General features: G+C 40.0%; 17 protein-coding genes. 8 read left to right on the top strand and 9 right to left on the bottom strand.

Going from position 1 to position 16211, the window contains the following annotated elements:
* Positions 1-72: 72 nt before the first annotated feature.
* Both CDG77_RS08370 and CDG77_RS08365 read right to left on the bottom strand, forming a co-directional pair.
* Entirely contained in the window at positions 73-297 is a 225-nt protein-coding gene (locus tag CDG77_RS08370) for a DUF4926 domain-containing protein (RefSeq protein WP_094328936.1), read from the bottom strand.
* Positions 294-641, bottom strand: coding sequence for a DUF6883 domain-containing protein (locus CDG77_RS08365; protein WP_094328935.1), 348 nt, complete (start codon positions 639-641; stop codon positions 294-296). Before CDG77_RS08365 ends, CDG77_RS08370 begins: the two co-directional genes overlap by 4 nt.
* Before the next feature lie 252 nt (positions 642-893).
* Between CDG77_RS08365 and CDG77_RS08360 the strand changes: the two genes are divergently transcribed.
* The 7 genes from CDG77_RS08360 (at position 894) to CDG77_RS08340 (ending at position 3990) form a co-directional block, all read left to right on the top strand.
* Positions 894-1154: a DUF2281 domain-containing protein gene (locus tag CDG77_RS08360; RefSeq protein WP_094328934.1), complete on the top strand. Its 261-nt coding sequence runs from the start codon at positions 894-896 to the stop codon at positions 1152-1154.
* Positions 1141-1554: a type II toxin-antitoxin system VapC family toxin gene (locus tag CDG77_RS08355; RefSeq protein ID WP_094328933.1), complete on the top strand. Its 414-nt coding sequence runs from the start codon at positions 1141-1143 to the stop codon at positions 1552-1554. Before CDG77_RS08360 ends, CDG77_RS08355 begins: the two co-directional genes overlap by 14 nt.
* A 282-nt stretch (positions 1555-1836) precedes the next feature.
* Positions 1837-2031, top strand: a complete 195-nt coding sequence (locus CDG77_RS35265) for a hypothetical protein (RefSeq protein ID WP_143856979.1) — start codon at positions 1837-1839, stop codon at positions 2029-2031.
* 189 nt (positions 2032-2220) lie between these two features.
* Positions 2221-2442, top strand: a complete 222-nt coding sequence (locus tag CDG77_RS08350) for a hypothetical protein (RefSeq protein ID WP_094328932.1) — start codon at positions 2221-2223, stop codon at positions 2440-2442.
* A complete protein-coding gene (locus tag CDG77_RS08345; RefSeq protein WP_094328931.1) occupies positions 2430-2873 on the top strand; it encodes a type II toxin-antitoxin system VapC family toxin in 444 nt (147 codons plus the stop codon). The genes CDG77_RS08350 and CDG77_RS08345 overlap by 13 nt, the downstream gene beginning before the upstream one ends.
* A gap of 55 nt (positions 2874-2928) precedes the next feature.
* A complete protein-coding gene (locus tag CDG77_RS36325) occupies positions 2929-3090 on the top strand; it encodes a hypothetical protein (RefSeq protein WP_190233931.1) in 162 nt (53 codons plus the stop codon).
* Between the two features lie 105 nt (positions 3091-3195).
* Positions 3196-3990: a hypothetical protein gene (locus CDG77_RS08340; RefSeq protein WP_094328930.1), complete on the top strand. Its 795-nt coding sequence runs from the start codon at positions 3196-3198 to the stop codon at positions 3988-3990.
* 3 nt (positions 3991-3993) lie between these two features.
* Here CDG77_RS08340 and CDG77_RS08335 read toward each other — a convergent pair whose 3' ends face one another.
* The 6 genes from CDG77_RS08335 to CDG77_RS08310 all read right to left on the bottom strand — a co-directional run bounded on the left by CDG77_RS08335 (position 3994) and on the right by CDG77_RS08310 (position 12360).
* Complete coding sequence (locus tag CDG77_RS08335; protein WP_094328929.1) at positions 3994-5169, bottom strand: DNA cytosine methyltransferase; 1176 nt, start codon at positions 5167-5169, stop codon at positions 3994-3996.
* A 263-nt stretch (positions 5170-5432) separates the two neighbouring features.
* Positions 5433-5768: a XisI protein gene (locus CDG77_RS08330; RefSeq protein ID WP_094328928.1), complete on the bottom strand. Its 336-nt coding sequence runs from the start codon at positions 5766-5768 to the stop codon at positions 5433-5435.
* Positions 5756-6175 carry a XisH family protein gene (locus CDG77_RS08325; protein WP_094328927.1) on the bottom strand — a complete coding sequence of 140 codons (420 nt, stop codon included), beginning with the start codon at positions 6173-6175 and terminating at the stop codon, positions 5756-5758. Before CDG77_RS08325 ends, CDG77_RS08330 begins: the two co-directional genes overlap by 13 nt.
* A gap of 113 nt (positions 6176-6288) precedes the next feature.
* Entirely contained in the window at positions 6289-10275 is a 3987-nt protein-coding gene (locus CDG77_RS08320) for a magnesium chelatase subunit H (RefSeq protein WP_094328926.1), read from the bottom strand.
* A gap of 405 nt (positions 10276-10680) precedes the next feature.
* Positions 10681-11961, bottom strand: coding sequence for a hypothetical protein (locus CDG77_RS08315; protein ID WP_094328925.1), 1281 nt, complete (start codon positions 11959-11961; stop codon positions 10681-10683).
* A 54-nt stretch (positions 11962-12015) separates the two neighbouring features.
* On the bottom strand, positions 12016-12360 hold the full coding sequence (locus tag CDG77_RS08310; protein ID WP_094328924.1) for a hypothetical protein: 345 nt from the start codon (positions 12358-12360) through the stop codon (positions 12016-12018).
* 140 nt (positions 12361-12500) lie between these two features.
* Here CDG77_RS08310 and CDG77_RS08305 point away from each other — a divergent pair, with 140 nt between their 5' ends.
* Positions 12501-12989 (top strand): helix-turn-helix domain-containing protein, encoded by a 489-nt coding sequence (locus CDG77_RS08305; protein ID WP_094328923.1) that lies wholly within the window; start codon positions 12501-12503, stop codon positions 12987-12989.
* Between the two features lie 164 nt (positions 12990-13153).
* Here the strand turns inward: CDG77_RS08305 and gcvP are convergent, their stop codons facing one another.
* Positions 13154-16132: an aminomethyl-transferring glycine dehydrogenase gene (gcvP, locus tag CDG77_RS08300; RefSeq protein WP_094328922.1), complete on the bottom strand. Its 2979-nt coding sequence runs from the start codon at positions 16130-16132 to the stop codon at positions 13154-13156.
* Between the last annotated feature and the right edge of the window lie 79 nt (positions 16133-16211).

Genomic DNA, 16211 nt, shown 5'->3' with positions numbered 1-16211 from the left:
CCTTTAGCCGTGACTTCAATCGTTAGGCACTAAAGAGGATAAATTTATGACGTATACATCGCAGTGTTCACATTAATTTATTACGCGCGATCGCGCAATTTCTCTTCTACCAATGGGACGCACTTGTATACTGTGAAGTGAAACAATTGCCACAGTCTCGCCATCCAATGTGACAAATTCAACCTCATATCCCTTGCCACCCTGATGTACTAAAACAACTGTACCTATATCACCCTCTTCTAAACTATATTCTGGAATATCACTAGTCAGAATAACTCTATCAAGTTCTTGAATCATTCTTCTCTCCGTTTCAGTGGGTATGAAGTAACAAACTTAGGAATAGTTTCCCCTGTTTCAATAAACCAAGCCGAACGAATCAAAGGGTTTCTGCCATCCGGTGAAAGCAGTGTACCATCTACAGCATATCTAGTTCCAAATGGTGAATCTTCAATCTTTGTAACATCGTTATCAGCAACATGATTTAGTAATGCTTTAGCAAGAGTTTCCCAATCCTCTACTGAAAAACCAAACGCAGTAAAAAATTTTTCCTTGCTGCGTCCATCAGGGTGAGTTGGCGACAACAGATACTCAGTAATTTTTCGCTGTGGCACAACTGCTAGTTCATAATTCGGCAGTTTCAACCCGCCTCTCCTACATTCTTATTTTCTTTAGCGTCTCGCATAAACTAAATACATTTTAAACTTTAAAGTATTATTTGGCTGTATGCCTTTAACCGCCACTTCAATGGTTAGGCACTCAAGAGGATAAATTTAGGAAGTATACATTGCAGTGTTCACATTAATTTATCACGCGCGATTGTGTCACCTCACTTAAGTTGAAAATTAGTCTATAATAGGGTCATACCAAAAATTTCCTCAATCTAGAAGTTAATTATGCTTATAAAAATTGAAGAAATATATAGAGATATTGATACCTTACCAGAAGAAGCTCAAATATTACTACTAGATTTTATTCAGTTACTCAAAAAGCGTTATCCTCAAGCAGAATCAGAAAATCATAGTCAAGAAAAAAGTCTCTATGAAAAGTTTGATGAAATTGGATTAATTGGTTGTTGTTCTGTTGACGAAGATTTATCAACAACTTATAAAGAAGTTTTATCTAATACATTGACAACTAAATATGATCGTAGTTGATACAGGATTTTGGTTAGCTCTTATTGATAAAAAAGATACCTACCACGAAAGAGCAAAACAAGCTTTAAAACAATATAATGAACCTTTAATCACAACATGGTGTGTTGTCACAGAAACCTGTTATCTTTTGCTAACCCGCAAGGGAATTGACGCTGAAATTACTTTTATAAATAGTCTGCAACAAGAATTATTTACAATTTTTAATTTAGAAGTTCACCATACTCCCCGAATTATTGAATTAATGAAAAAATATGCCGATCTTCCAATGGATTTGGCTGATGCTTCCCTAGTGATTTTAGCAGAACATTTAGGGCATGGACGCATTTTCTCAGTAGATAAGCGTGATTTTAATACCTATCGTTGGAAGCAAAGTTATCCTTTTGAAAATCTTTTATTTTGATCTAATTAGAAACAGCATAACCCACCATTATCTGAGATTTATCACCCTACACGAAGTAGTCGGATTGTAAGCGATGCCTACGGCTGGCTACGCCTACGCAATTATAATCTGTGAACTTTTTATTTGATACTAGTATCTGTTTTACGTTTATCAAAGTATTTATTGCTAGGCAGTATAATAACACAGCTTTCTACTGTGACATAATACGGGAATAATTTTGTTTTAGCCGCCACTTCAATGCTTAGGCACTTAAGAGGATAAATTTAGGAAGTATACATTGCAGTGTTCACATTAATTTATCACGCGCGATCGCCTTTCAGAAAACCTCAAAAACTAAGCGATCGCCTGTTGTCCAAAAGTGAGCGATCGCCTTGCAGAAATCCTCAAAAACAATGCGATCGCCTGTATGCAAGAGTGAGTGCGATCGCTTTACAGAAAACCTCAAAAATTAAGCGATCGCCTGTTATGCAAGAGTGAGTGCGATCGCCTTGCAGAAATCCTCAAAAACAATGCGATCGCCTGTATGCAAGAGTGAGTGCGATCGCAATGGTTATTCTGATAAACAAGCAGATATCAAGCCTGTCTACGTTTATTTATTTTATAAATAAATGCAGTCTGTCTGTGTATATTTGACTTAGAATCCACAGAAGTAGAAGTGTAAATATTATGTCTAATTATCAAGAAGTACTACTGCAAGCTCAAAGCCTAACTCCTGAAGAGCAAATACGCTTAATTGAAGAATTGTCAAGTTTAATTAGTCAACAGGTGACGATGATACCTAAGCAAAAGCATAGCATTCTCGAATTACGTGGATTAGGTAAAGAAATCTGGAATGGCATTGATGCTCAAGAATACATTAATCAGGAACGTGATTCATGGAATGGCTAGTCCAGCTACAGGGGCAAATTATAGGTTTGGATACTGCTCCACTGATTTACTTTATTGAAGAAAATCCTAATTATTTGGATGTTACAGATACTTTTTTTGAAGCGATGTTTCGTAGTGAGTTTAGCGTTGTAACATCAGCTTTGACCATCACGGAAGTGTTAGTCTATCCCTTGCGACAAGGAAACACAGCATTAGCTCAACAATATCGTGAAATTCTATTTAATTCCCAAGGTTTGACTACTATAGAAGTTTTTCCTGACATTGCTGAAAATGCAGCAGAATTAAGGGCAAATTATAACTTAAGAACCCCAGATGCTATTCAAATGGCTACTGCTATTCGTGGAGGTGCATCATTTTTCTTGACAAATGATGCGCGGTTGCCATCTTTACCAGCGTTAACAGTGCTAGTGTTGGATACACTTATAGTTTGAGTCTTTTTTGGATGTTGCGATCGCTGATTGTATGATGGCATTGTAGGCGATCGCCTTGCAGAAAATCTCAAAACAAAGCGATCGCCTTGCAGAAAACCTCAAAAATAATGCGATCGCCTGTTGTGGAAGAGTGAGTGCGATCGCCTTACAGAAAATCTCAAAAACTAAGCGTAGATGCGTAGCGGCTTGTCGTGATACCTATGGTAAGCTACACTAACACACCAATTTACAGCAAGCAGCAAATAAAATTTCACTAAATGTCGCAGTTTAGTGGATAATTTGGGGAATACTAAGAAAGCCCAATCAGTTAAATATAATTTTTATGCCTACTGAGTTAGTGGCTGAAACTCTATTAACTCTTTCTATCCAAGAACGTAAAGTATTAATTTTGAATCATGCTTTATTAATTGATGTAACTCATATTGCGGATGAAGATTTGCATACAGCATATAAATATGGAAAAATTATTTCTTCAATAGCACCTGCTTATTTTCAATATCAAATTGCACAAGATAACCAGAATTTATCCATTATAGAATTAGATATACAATCTGAATTAATTAGCAGTAAAACTGATAAATTTGCAGATAATTTTATTGAATGGCTAAAAGCGGATTTTCAAAAGAAAAGTGCAATACTTGAGCATCATCCTAACCCACGAAATCTTTTTGAACTCTGTGGAGCAAAATTGCTAGTAACTAGCAACTCAGTCACAAGAAGCCTTAGCACAAAAATGGGAGTACTTTGGGAGGAAATAGCTAATATTAGCCCTTATGTAATTATACCTGAATTTGAATTTGGAATTAAAATTACTGGTATTGATATCATCTTATTTTCAGAAGAACAAGTTAAATTTGCACAATTAAAAACTCTAAAAGGTACATTAACTGGTTCTCAAGTGCCTAGAGCAAAACATGAGTTAAGTATTCATCAAAACCCTTTATTTATAGCAGCTTTTAATTTAGGTGATTGGACATTTAATGATTCTAAAATTCCTCGGATTGCAGGTAAAGTATTTTGGGAGAAAATTCACATGGATTATAACCTTATTGAGAACCATGTAAGAAATATGTTACAGAAAATTGATAAAGCTTTTACTGAGTTAGCTGCAAAATAAATTCTATAAAGCAAACAGGGAAAGTTGTTCAGCCACTTCTTTACCTTTTTGTTTATTTCCTTGAATCAAATTGAAAAGATAGTTACCAATTTCTTTTGCAAGTATTACTGGTACTGCATTACCAATTTGTTTATATTTAGAACTTACAGAACCATAAAAAATCCAATCATCAGGGAAAGTTTGAATTTTTGCAGACTCCCGCACGGTTAAAGAACGTAATTCTACAGGATGACACATATCTGTAGCTTTTTGATGCGGACTTGTTGTTATTGTTGGCGAAGGTTTATCCCAAGATAATCTTCTATAAAAACCGACTTTTCCACCTCCAGAATTATAAGCACCTCCCATAGCCTCTTTTTTTAATTCTTCTGGTAAATGTCTCCAGTTTTGTCCCGCTTGTAATAATCTTAAAAATTTCAGACGACTTTCTGAATAAGTCATAAACTCCGGTTCTGGATCAATTAAACCAGTTATTGCATCTCGTAAAGTCCGCCATTTAGGTAATGTTTTACCATCTTTGCAATATTTAGGTAAAGGAAATGTAGCAGCTTCACCATCTCTAGAACCAATAAATACTACACGTTCTCTATTTTGCGGAACGCCGTAATCTGCTGCTTCTAAAAGGTTATAAACGACGTTATAGCCTAGTTCCTCCATTTCTGCTAATACCACCCTTAAAGCAGCACCTGCTATTTCATCAGATTCTAAAGGAGGGTAATCTTTTCCCCGTTGGTTAATTGCTCTATGACGAATTGGAGCAGAAAGCAAACCTCTCACATTTTCCATCAAGAAAAATCGGGGTTGGACTTCTTTAACAATACGGGTGAAGTCCATAAATAAACTACCGCGAGGGTCCATAACTGAACCTCTTTTACCTGCGGTACTAAATGGCTGACAAGGTGGACCACCTGTTACTAAGTCTACTTCACCAGGGCGTAAGGCTCTACCTAAATCTAAAACTCTTCCCCCTTCCTCAAGTAATTCTTGGGAACTAACTTTTTCTATTTCTCTAGAGACAGCACTTTCTTGAAGAAATGGTCTATTAAGAGCAATTGTTTTTGCAGCATCACGGTCTTTTTCTACTACACTTAGTGTATTAAATCCTGCTTGTTCCATACCCAAGTCTAAACCAAATGCACCGGTAAATAAGGAAATAGAAATAGCTTTACCATCTATCATTGTGATTGCTTCCAAGCAATTATTATAATAAAGTATAGTATATTTATACTAATTTAATTCAGGATTAATTATAACTAAAAATAAAATTTTTAAAATTTGATTCATTTATCTGAAAATTGCTCTAAATTTAAATTATTCAAAAAACAATTCTTCACAATTTATTCTAAATCAATGTCATGAATTGCTCATATTCTTCATCATATTAACACAGGCGTTGGGGTTAACATTCATTAAGTAGTACTTGGAGATTTTCAAAACATCTCCTAACTCACTGCATATTCTGTAAACTGTCTCATAAAAGGAGACTGAAAACCTAACACAATGTCTTCCTTGGGAACTCCCGCAGCTACCAAATTAGCTGCAATATCATCTTCTGTAGCATTCCACTGAAGCCAAATTTTCCCACCTTTAATATCAATATGAATAATACAACTATGTATCCAGTCTTGACCTTCCCACCCTACATGAACTATTTGATAATGGTCACGTTCTGTATCAAAAATTGTTTCAACTTCTATATTTCCGAAGGCTGGTTTTTGCTCACTATAATCATGTAATATCTGTTGTAAAAGCTGGCGATATCGAGTTAATTTATCCATTGGAAAATCACCTCTTGTTCTACATCATAAATAAGCATTTTTACTTGATTTTCTGCTATCATCTCTTGAGGAAAATCAAGTTGAAAAAATGTTTTGTAAGTTGTTAAAGGTACTGCTAAATACAAAACACGCTCCGGTTGCCGCCGTCGTAATGCACCTCTATAATTAATAAACTGTCCTAATGCTGTATGAAATTCTGAAATAGCAGACGATCTCTCTAAAAAACTTTTGACTTCGACTGCAATTTTTTGTCCTTCACGTTCTGCTGCAATCAGCTTTTGGGCGGCTAAATCAATCGAAAGGTTAACTCCTCCCACGCTCATTGTGAGTGGATCGTGAGTAATTTGCCAACCATCTTTCTGTAAAGCTGTTTTGACAACTTCATGAAAGACATCTTTAGCAGACATACCTATTTATAATTATATATTTGATTTTCATTTAGCCGGATTCCATACAATTTATCAAAACGATTTTTTATGTAGAGACGTTCATAAAACGTCCCTACATTTATGATTAGAGATTATTCAATCCCTTCAATCCGGTCTTCAACTTCTTGGTACAACTCGCGCAGACGATCTAAATTATCCTCGCTAGTTTCCCAATAACCGCGTCCATTCACTTCCAACAAAGTTGATACAATCTTGCGGAAAGAATGAGGGTTGAGGTTCAGCAACCGTTTCTGCATTTCTTCATCTTTGATGAAGGTTTCGTTCGTATCCTCATAAATCCAGTTATCCACAGCGCCGGCTGTCGCACTCCAACCTGTTGTATTCACCAACCGCTTGGAGAGTTCGCGCACACCTTCGTAACCGTGAGATAGCATCCCTTCGTACCACTTGGGATTTAACAATTTGGTACGCGCATCCAAACGCACGGTTTCTGATAATGTCCGCACTTGGGCGTTAGCTGTGGTTGTATCTGCAATATAAGATGCTGGTTTTTTACCATCACCCCGCAGACTTGCCACCAGCTTAGTAGGATCTGAGTCGAAGTAATGAGAAACGTCCGTTAAGCTAATCTCGGAAGAATCCAAATTTTGGAAGGTTGCATCAGCAGTTTTCAATGTACTTTCAAAAATACCGCGCGATTCGTCCATGATTCCGGGGTTATCGGAATTAAAGGAGAAAGATTTTCGGTTGAGATACATTTCCTGCAACTCAGCTTCGCTATCCCAAGTGCTGTTTTCTACCGCCAAGTTGATATTTGACGAGTAGGAACCAGAAGCGTTGGAGAAAACGCGAGTTGCTGCTTGACGCAGATTAATCCCCATTTCTTCAGCCTGTCGCAAAGCGTGTTTGCGAACAAAATTCATGTCTAAGGGTTCATCCGCCTCAGCCGCCATCTTCACGCCTTGATCTAGCAGGTTCATTTGGTTGATGAATAAGTCGCGGAATACACCAGAACAGTTGATTACCACATCAATTCTGGGTCGTCCCAACTCTTCTAAAGATATCAATTCCAACTTGTTCACCCGTCCCAAAGCATCGGGAACTGGACGCACGCCCACCATCCACATAATTTGCGCTAGGGATTCACCGTAAGTTTTGATGTTATCGGTTCCCCAAAGGACACACGCAATGGTTTCTGGCCATTTTCCTTCATTTTCCGCCTTGTTACGGATCAAAAGCCTGTCTACGACAATTTTGGCTGATTGAACTGCTGCTGTTGTTGGGATGGATTGCGGATCGAGTGCATGGATATTCTTACCAGTGGGCAATACATCCGGGTTGCGGATGGGATCGCCACCAGGGCCAGGTAAGATATACTCGCCTTCCAAGCCTCTGAGTAATGCTCCCAGTTCGTTATCGGCACAAACTTGTTGCAAGCAGAATTCCAAATACTCAAGTAGGGGTTTGAGGGCGGCGGTGTCAACTTTGGGATAACCTGCTTTATGCAATGCTTCTACCCAAGGTTCCTTTTTGCCCATGTTGAAGAAATTCAACCGGGAAACCAGAGAAACTCGTCCTTCCGCGTCGATTTGCTCTTGGACAAGGGCGGTAACTGCTGCACGGGTTGCCAAAGTGATATCTTGCAATAACTGGACATCTTCTAAAATGCCTCTGTCATTACTTTGATAAATATCGTCAATATTACGCCCAATGCTGTTAGCGATAATTCCCGGTAAGCCTTGAAGTCCTTCTTCTTGACGATCTAGACTAGCAATGTTGACAAGAGTTGCGATCGCTTCTTCTGCACTTGGCGGTTTACCAATAACATGCAATCCACAAGGCAACAACCGCGACTCAATTTCCATCAACTTGCGGTAGACGTTGCCAACAATATTATCCCGCTCATCGGTACTCATGTCTCTGGCATCGGTTTCTGGCAGGTTAATATCCTTATCCAGATTCACAATTCGGCATTTATCCATGATGCTGTTGACAATGGAAACACCGCGTCCACTATCTTTTAAGGTTTGGTAGGAAGCAATTAATTCGCTGAGTTCCTTCAAACCTTTATACAAACCAGCATTTTCTGCCGGCGGTGTCAAGTAAGAAATTGTTTCGGCATAACTCCGGCGTTTGGCAATTGTCGCTTCACTCGGATTATTTGCTGCGTAGTAATACAGGTTGGGAATTGAGCCAATCAAGTTATCTGGATAACAATCACCAGACATCCCCATCTGTTTACCTGGCATGAATTCCAAGGAACCGTGTGTACCAAAGTGCAGTACAGCATCAGCTTTCCAAACTTGCTCTAGGTAAGTGTAGTAAGCAGCAAAACCGTGGTGAGGACTAGCGGAACGGGAGAACAACAGCCGCATCGGGTCGCCTTCGTAACCAAATGTGGGTTGTACGCCAATGAAGACGTTACCGAATTGCTTACCATAAATTAGCAGGTTTTGCCCATCGCTGTTGAGATGTCCCGGAGGTGGCCCCCAGTTTTCCTCTAGGCGGTGAGAGTAAGGGGTCAGCGCTTCATACTCAGGAACCGACATTTTGTAAGCAACGTTCAGTTCTGGGCTGTTGTACTGCGCCTGTGCGTCATGGATGACTTCTTGCAGCAACGCTTCGGCTGATTCTGGCAATTCTGGTAAGTCGTAGCCGTTATTTTTGAGGGCTTTCATCACCTCGTAGATGGAGCCGAATACATCCAAGTACGCGGCGGTTCCCACGTTGCCTTTATCTGGTGGGAAACTGAAAACGGTAATGGCGACTTTTTTATCTAGTTTTGGCTTCCGGCGGAGGTTAGCCCATTTTAAGGCGCGTTCGGCTACAGCTTCAACCCGATCGCGCAGTGCGATCGCTTTGCCTGTAGTTCCATCTCTACCCGATAATATAATCGGCTCAATTGCCCCATCCAATTCGGGAATCGCAATTTGCAAAGCTACTTGAATTGGATGTAACCCTAAATCGCTATCCATCCACTCTTCTGTGGTTTGGAATACTAAGGGTAACGCCACCATGTAAGGACGGTTTAAGCGCTTGAGTGATTCAATTGCCTTGGGATGGTCTTGTCTAGCTGGGCCACCCACTAAAGCAAAACCAGTCAGCGAGATCACTGCATCTACTAACTGTATTTTGGTAATTGGTTCGTAGAAGTATGCATCCACAGGCTTGGAGAAATCCAAACCACCAGCAAACACAGGTAGTACCCGTGCGCCCATTGCTTCCAACTCCTGCACCATTGCCACATAATGGGCATCATCCCCTGTAACTAGGTGAGTACGTTGCAATACTAAACCGACACAAGGAGCTAGGGGATCTTTTAGATCGCTAGAAATATCCTTACGAGCTGTATACCAATTGAGGTACTCTCTGACATCTTCAAACATACTAGGAGCCAAAGGATGCCAAATCCCTAAATCGGGATAAACCACCGGCTGTTCGTATGTAGAAGGTTCAAAATCTTGTTTATCTAAACCTTTAAATACATATTTATCAGCTAGCATCAGCAAGAAGTTTTCCAGGTTTTCTGGAGAACCACCTAGCCAATACTGAAAACTGAGCATGAAATTTCGGGCATCCTGTGCCTTGTCCATCGGTAAAAACTTCAGCACTTGCGGGAGGGTTCGCAAAAGCTTCAGCATCCCATCTTGGAATCCCGCACCGGATTTTTCTTTGCGTTTCCGCATGAATTGCGCGATCGCACTTTTTGACTGACCCAACTGTGCCAAGGAAAAGCTGCCCATTTTACTCAGGCGCATTACCTCTGGCATGGAGGGAAAGACAACGGAAACATCGAGATGATCGCGGTGTGGTTCTACTGCCGCTACTACTTTCTGTGCTAAGTCTTCGATGAAAATGAGGGAAGCGATGAAGATATTCGCATTCTCAATTTCTCGTTTGAACTCCTCGTAATTTTCGGGGTCGCGGAGTTCCTCAATCAAGTACCCGCTGATTTCAATCGCCAAGTTGGGATTGTTCGCGTTAATGGTGCGAACCGCTTGCGACAATGCGCTCTGGTACTGGGACTCAAGCACGACATAGACCACCTTGATTAAACTACGACCGCGTAAGTTATCAGGCGCAATGTGTCTAATGGTGGACTTGACGTGTGTGAACATGCTTCTTCGGCTCCTTTGATGCGTGTTCTCTGAAGGAAGTTCCTCGCGGCATCATCAGCTACAAGTAACTTGTGAACTTTTAGGCAATATCTGTTTTTTATCAGAAAATGCTTGCCCAGTAGGCATTTTATCGCTTATATGACACAAATCGATATAAAAAACGAAATATTTCTTTGTAATTGTTGACTTTATATAAAAGTGTTGGCTCACTTATTTGTAAATTTATTGTTACATTCTTTAATAGCTAAATAACTATTAATAAATAATAGAGCAATTACAAAACAAAACTTGCCTATGCTGACTAAATATTTTTTAGTCAGCATAGGCAGCCTTCAATTATGTAATTGCGGATTATACCAAATAAAAACAACAGAAACTTGGTATCTGCTGACGAACAAGCAACTTTTATTTAGCCAATATTGGCTTGCTATTTAAAGTATCTATAATTCCATCATGGAATTTATTCACTGAAGACAAAATTCCATTTTCCTTATCATTCAGTAATGAGTCTTTTACCTCATTCAAATAATTGTAGAGGTTTTCTCTTAGAATTGGTCTTTCTACTTTAACTGTATGATAATGATCCCAGATATCCCATGCTAAAACTCCTAAACCAGCAATAGGATTAAGTAGTTCTAAACCTAAAAGTCCAGCAGCAACTTCACCTGTTCCTTCTGTTGCTACCTTTGTTGCAGTTTTAGTTGCTATCTTAGCAACTACTTTAGAAGTTGCTTTACTCACAGTTGCTGTAGCAATTTTTTTAGTCCCAATAACACTAACAGCTTTCATCATTGCACTGGCGGCTACATAACCTGTACCACGCGAAAGGGCGCGAATAGAGAGATTTTGCTCTTTGCTACCTGTATTATATGTTGTACTTCCTAAACCTTCTAAAAATTCTTCCCAAACAGGTCTGGGAATCTGATACTGACTTTGGATTCCTGCTAGTTTTTGATTAGCTTCAGATACATATTTATCAATTGCTTCTCTTGTAAAACGTTCCATTTCAAGTTGCATTGATGATGGTTGCAAAACCTTTTTAGTAAATTCATTTTGGAAATTACCAATTAATTTTTCAGCTTTTTCTTCTTCTGAACTAGCACTAATATTTACCCAAATAGCTTCTACACCAACACCCCACTGAGTAAAATAATTGTAGTACCAATCGAGAAACGGATGGTCTACACGTTGCATTACCTCATCATGCCATTGTTCCAGATTATTTGATGCAGATGCTCTGGCACTAACTAATGCCTTGCCAAGGGCATTTGCAACATCATCAGACATTTGAGATAGCTTTTGTTCAGGAATAGTAATCGTAACAGTATTTGATTTGCGTTTAGACGCATCGCTGATGTGATTAAGCGAAAAATTACCCCATAGTTGAATAATGATTATGAAAACAACACCAATCCAAATGAATTTAGATGCAGATTTAATAAAATCACTATAGGCATGAATACGCTCTGTCCTCTGAGAAAAAGTCCCTTCATCAACAGGCTTGGATGGGGAATTAGCCTTAAATAGGGCAGTAAACAGATTATTTAAGCTTGATGGTATAGTTTGGAAAAATGAAATTATCTTTTTATACAACTCTCCTTTTTGTCCTTCTTCAATCGTTTGATTATCTTCACATGATTCAGATACAGGATTTTGAGTTAATTCTTGTTCTTGATTAGTGTTCATAGTCAATTTTGTTGTTTGAAGTATCGATTAATAAAATATGGAGCAGTATCTCAACTATGCAAGTTTTCTCAAATAATCCTTTATCTTCAATTTCAAATCGCTTGAAATAGGGTAAGATTCAATCTCACGTTCTATATCTGATTTAGATTTCCCTTTTGTTCTAAGTTGATCTACCGTAGACTTAAAAATTGCTTCAAATCCATACTCAGCTAATCCTTGTGACATTAGAGCAAGCAAGCCAAGTACAGCAATTCCTCCAAGCATTCCGAATGGCCCACCAAGCACTGCTAAAGCTGCTGTTATTGCAGCTGCTCCAGCCCATCCCGTCACAGCCATAGCAACCAAAAGTACAAGACCAGGCACACCTAATGCCGCGATTTTGTCAACTAGCTTATCCATAATAGATCACTAAAATTAATGTAATTTTTGTTGCTTTTATCTCAGTATCATGCCATTAAAAGCTAATCATCCCCTAGCTGCCATCAGGGATAATGGTAAAATTACATCAGGAAATTAAAGACAACCTTCAAAATTAGACTATGGCATCCAGCAATGAACCCTTTATGCAAGCAGAAAACCACTGGGACTTAGAAACCCTTTACTCTGATTTGTCATCAGTGAAAGGTAAGCGTTTGACACCAGTGGAAAAGCGACACTTGCGAGGTTTGCTTTGTGGCTGTAGTCCGGCTGAAATAGCTGATAAACTTGGTAAAAACGGCAAGGGTGTAGAAACTGACCTCTGTGCAACTATATACAGGTATGTAAAAAGTCTGTTGGATAAGTCTGATGAAAAGTTAGAAAATTGGCGAAATATTTCTGAATGGCTAGATGATGCAGGGTATAAAAATCAGTCGATAAAGGTTCCAGGCTTAGATTTATCGCCTGAGAAAGCAGTAGTTAATGTAACTAATATAAATATTGAAAGCGATCAAATAGTATTTTTGATTAGCATGAAAATTCCAACTTCTCAAGATTCAGATTCTTTGGAAGATGAATTAAATAACTTAGATAATTATAGAAGCAATTAGTATTTATCTTCTGCCTAAATCATATCTAACCTTCCCATACCATCCAAACCAACATTCCCAATAATATTTTCACTGGGGAGCTAAAAAAATTATTAAAAAATCCCCTCAACTTTCGGAAAATGAGAGTTGAGGAGAGCAAGTTTTAACTAAACTGTATGGTGCTATCAGGAATAAGCATCCATTGGCAGACAAGAACAAACAAAATTCCTGTCGCCAAAGGCTGCATCAATGCGACCAACAGCAGGCCAGAATTTATATTCACGAGTCCAAGAAGCAGGATAGGCGGCTTGTTCGCGAGAATAGGAATGGTGCCATTCTCCTGTAATAAGACTTTCAGCAGTGTGGGGTGCGTTCTTTAAAACATTATCTTGGATATCCACCTTGCCTGATTCTATTTCGGCAATTTCTTGGCGAATAGAAATCAAAGCATCACAGAAACGATCTAACTCTTGTTTAGATTCACTTTCTGTAGGTTCCACCATGATTGTACCTCCTACAGGCCAGGAGACAGTCGGCGCATGGAAACCGTAATCTATCAGACGCTTGGCTACATCATCGATTTCGATCGCAGCTGATTTTTTGAGCGATCGCAAATCTAAAATACATTCATGGGCAACTAGACCATTTTTCCCCTGATACAAAACCGGATAGTACGATTCCAGTTTCTTGGCGATGTAGTTAGCGTTGAGAATCGCCACCTTAGTTGCTTGGGTTAAACCATCTGCACCCATCATGGCGATGTACATCCAAGAAATCACCAGAATACTGGCACTACCCCAAGGCGCAGCCGCCACAGCACCAATATGTTGGGTACTGGTGATTGGGGATTGGGGATTGGGAATTTCCTCTTTCCTAGTCCCCAGTCCCAAGTCCCCAGTCCTGACTACAGCATGTCCAGGCAAAAATGGCACAAGATGAGAGGCTACCCCAACGGGGCCCATACCAGGGCCACCGCCACCATGAGGAATACAAAAAGTTTTATGCAAATTTAAATGGCAAACATCCGCGCCAATATCTCCAGGACGGCAAATGCCTACTTGGGCGTTCATATTTGCCCCATCCATGTAAACTTGTCCACCGTGACTATGGACAACAGCGCAGATTTCCTGAATTGGCTCCTCAAAGACACCGTGAGTTGAGGGATATGTCACCATTAAGGCGGCTAATTCATTGCTGTGTTTTTCTGCCTTAGCCTTCAGGTCATCAACGTCAATATTACCTTGTGAGTCACAGGCAACAGCCACCACCTTCATCCCGCACATTACCGCACTTGCTGGGTTTGTCCCATGTGCAGAAGTGGGAATCAAACAAACGTTGCGGTGTGCTTCACCCCGATTTTCGTGATATTGACGAATTACTAAAAGTCCCGCGTATTCGCCCTGAGAACCAGCATTTGGCTGTAGAGAAATCCCAGCAAAACCAGTAATTTCAGCTAACCATTTCTCAAGTTGCTTAAATATCATTTGATAACCCTGAGTTTGCGACGCAGGGGCAAATGGATGAATCTTGCCAAATTCTTCCCAAGTTACCGGAATCATTTCAGCAGTTGCATTCAACTTCATTGTGCAAGAACCCAAAGGAATCATCGATGTTGTTAGCGACAAGTCCTTGCTTTCTAGCTTGTGCAGATAGCGCAATAACTCAGTTTCTGAGTGATAGCGGTTAAAAACTGGGTGGGTGAGATATGTACTGGTACGGGTGAGGGGAAGATGGGGGGAGGGGGAGATACAGAGAAGCGGAGAAAACCATTCTTCTAAACTGAAGGGTAGTTCATTTTCGCCTGCAAAGATTGCTAAGATGTGAAGCACATCATCTACTGTAGTAGTTTCATCCAGTGAGATACCAACAGCAGTTGCATCAAAAATCCGCAAATTAATTTGAAGCTGTTCGCTATTTGCCAGAATATCTTCTAAATTGTGTGTTCCCAGTTCTACTCGCAGCGTATCAAAGAAAGATTCTGAAACGACCCTATAACCCAAACGCTTCAGTCCTTGTGCCAGTAACACCGTCAAGGAATGGATATTTTCAGCAATTTGCTTCAGTCCAGCAGGCCCATGATAGACCGCGTACATACTCGCCATTACTGCCAGCAACACCTGTGCAGTACAAATATTACTAGTAGCTTTTTCGCGGCGGATATGCTGTTCGCGGGTTTGCAAAGCCAGACGTAATGCAGGCTTACCTTGAGCATCTTTTGATACTCCCACAATTCGCCCCGGAACCAGCCGCTTATACTCTTCCTTCGTAGCAAAGTATGCCGCATGAGGCCCCCCAAACCCCAAGGGAATACCGAAGCGCTGGGTACTACCGACAGCAATATCAGCACCAAATTCCCCAGGAGGGGTGAGCAAAGTTAAACTTAAAGGATCTGCTGCTACCGTCACCAATGCACCCTTAGCATGGGCTTTTTCTATAAAAGCACGGTAGTCGTAAATAGTGCCATCACTTGCGGGGTATTGTAGAACAGCCCCAAAAATTGCTCGCTCAAAATCAAATGTTTGATGATCGCCGACAATAATATTAATCCCTAATGGTTTAGCCCGTGTTTGTAACACGTCAATAGTTTGGGGATGGCAATCATGAGAGACAAAATAGGCATTTGCCTGATTTTTGGAGACACCGTAGCTTAAACTCATTGCTTCAGCTGCGGCTGTGGCTTCATCAAGTAACGAAGCATTAGCGATTTCCAAACCTGTGAGGTCGATAATCAGGGTTTGAAAATTGAGCAGCGCTTCTAGTCGCCCTTGGGCAATTTCTGGCTGATAAGGAGTGTAAGCAGTATACCAACCTGGGTTTTCTAGGATGTTACGCCCAATCACAGGTGGGGTAATAGTGTCGTAATATCCCATACCGATGTATGAGCGGAAAACCTGATTTTTGTTAGCAACTTTTTTTAACGATACCAGTGCTGCATACTCGCTTTCAGCTTCTGGTAACTTTAGCGGTTGCTTCAGCCGAATTGTCTGGGGAACTGTTTTATCGATTAGGGCATCCAGGCTGGGAAACCCCAAAACCTTAAGCATAAGCTGGATGTCATCAGAGTTAGGGCCAATGTGTCTTGGCACAAAACTACTTAACTTTTGACTTTTTCCGTCCAGCACTTGCTGCTCATTAGACTTGAGAATAGGGGCGTTCAATACCACAAATTACTCTCCAGATGGTACTATTTCATATTTTGCAATAAATACTGATGAGAAGTAGGTGTAACTTTGAATTTTATCT

Origin of the sequence: Nostoc sp. 'Peltigera membranacea cyanobiont' 213, from assembly GCF_002245975.1 — a bacterium.
Classification (GTDB): Bacteria; Cyanobacteriota; Cyanobacteriia; order Cyanobacteriales; family Nostocaceae; genus Nostoc.
The sequence above is the reverse complement of the archived record's forward strand: the minus strand, read 5'-3'. Positions and strand labels throughout refer to the sequence as shown.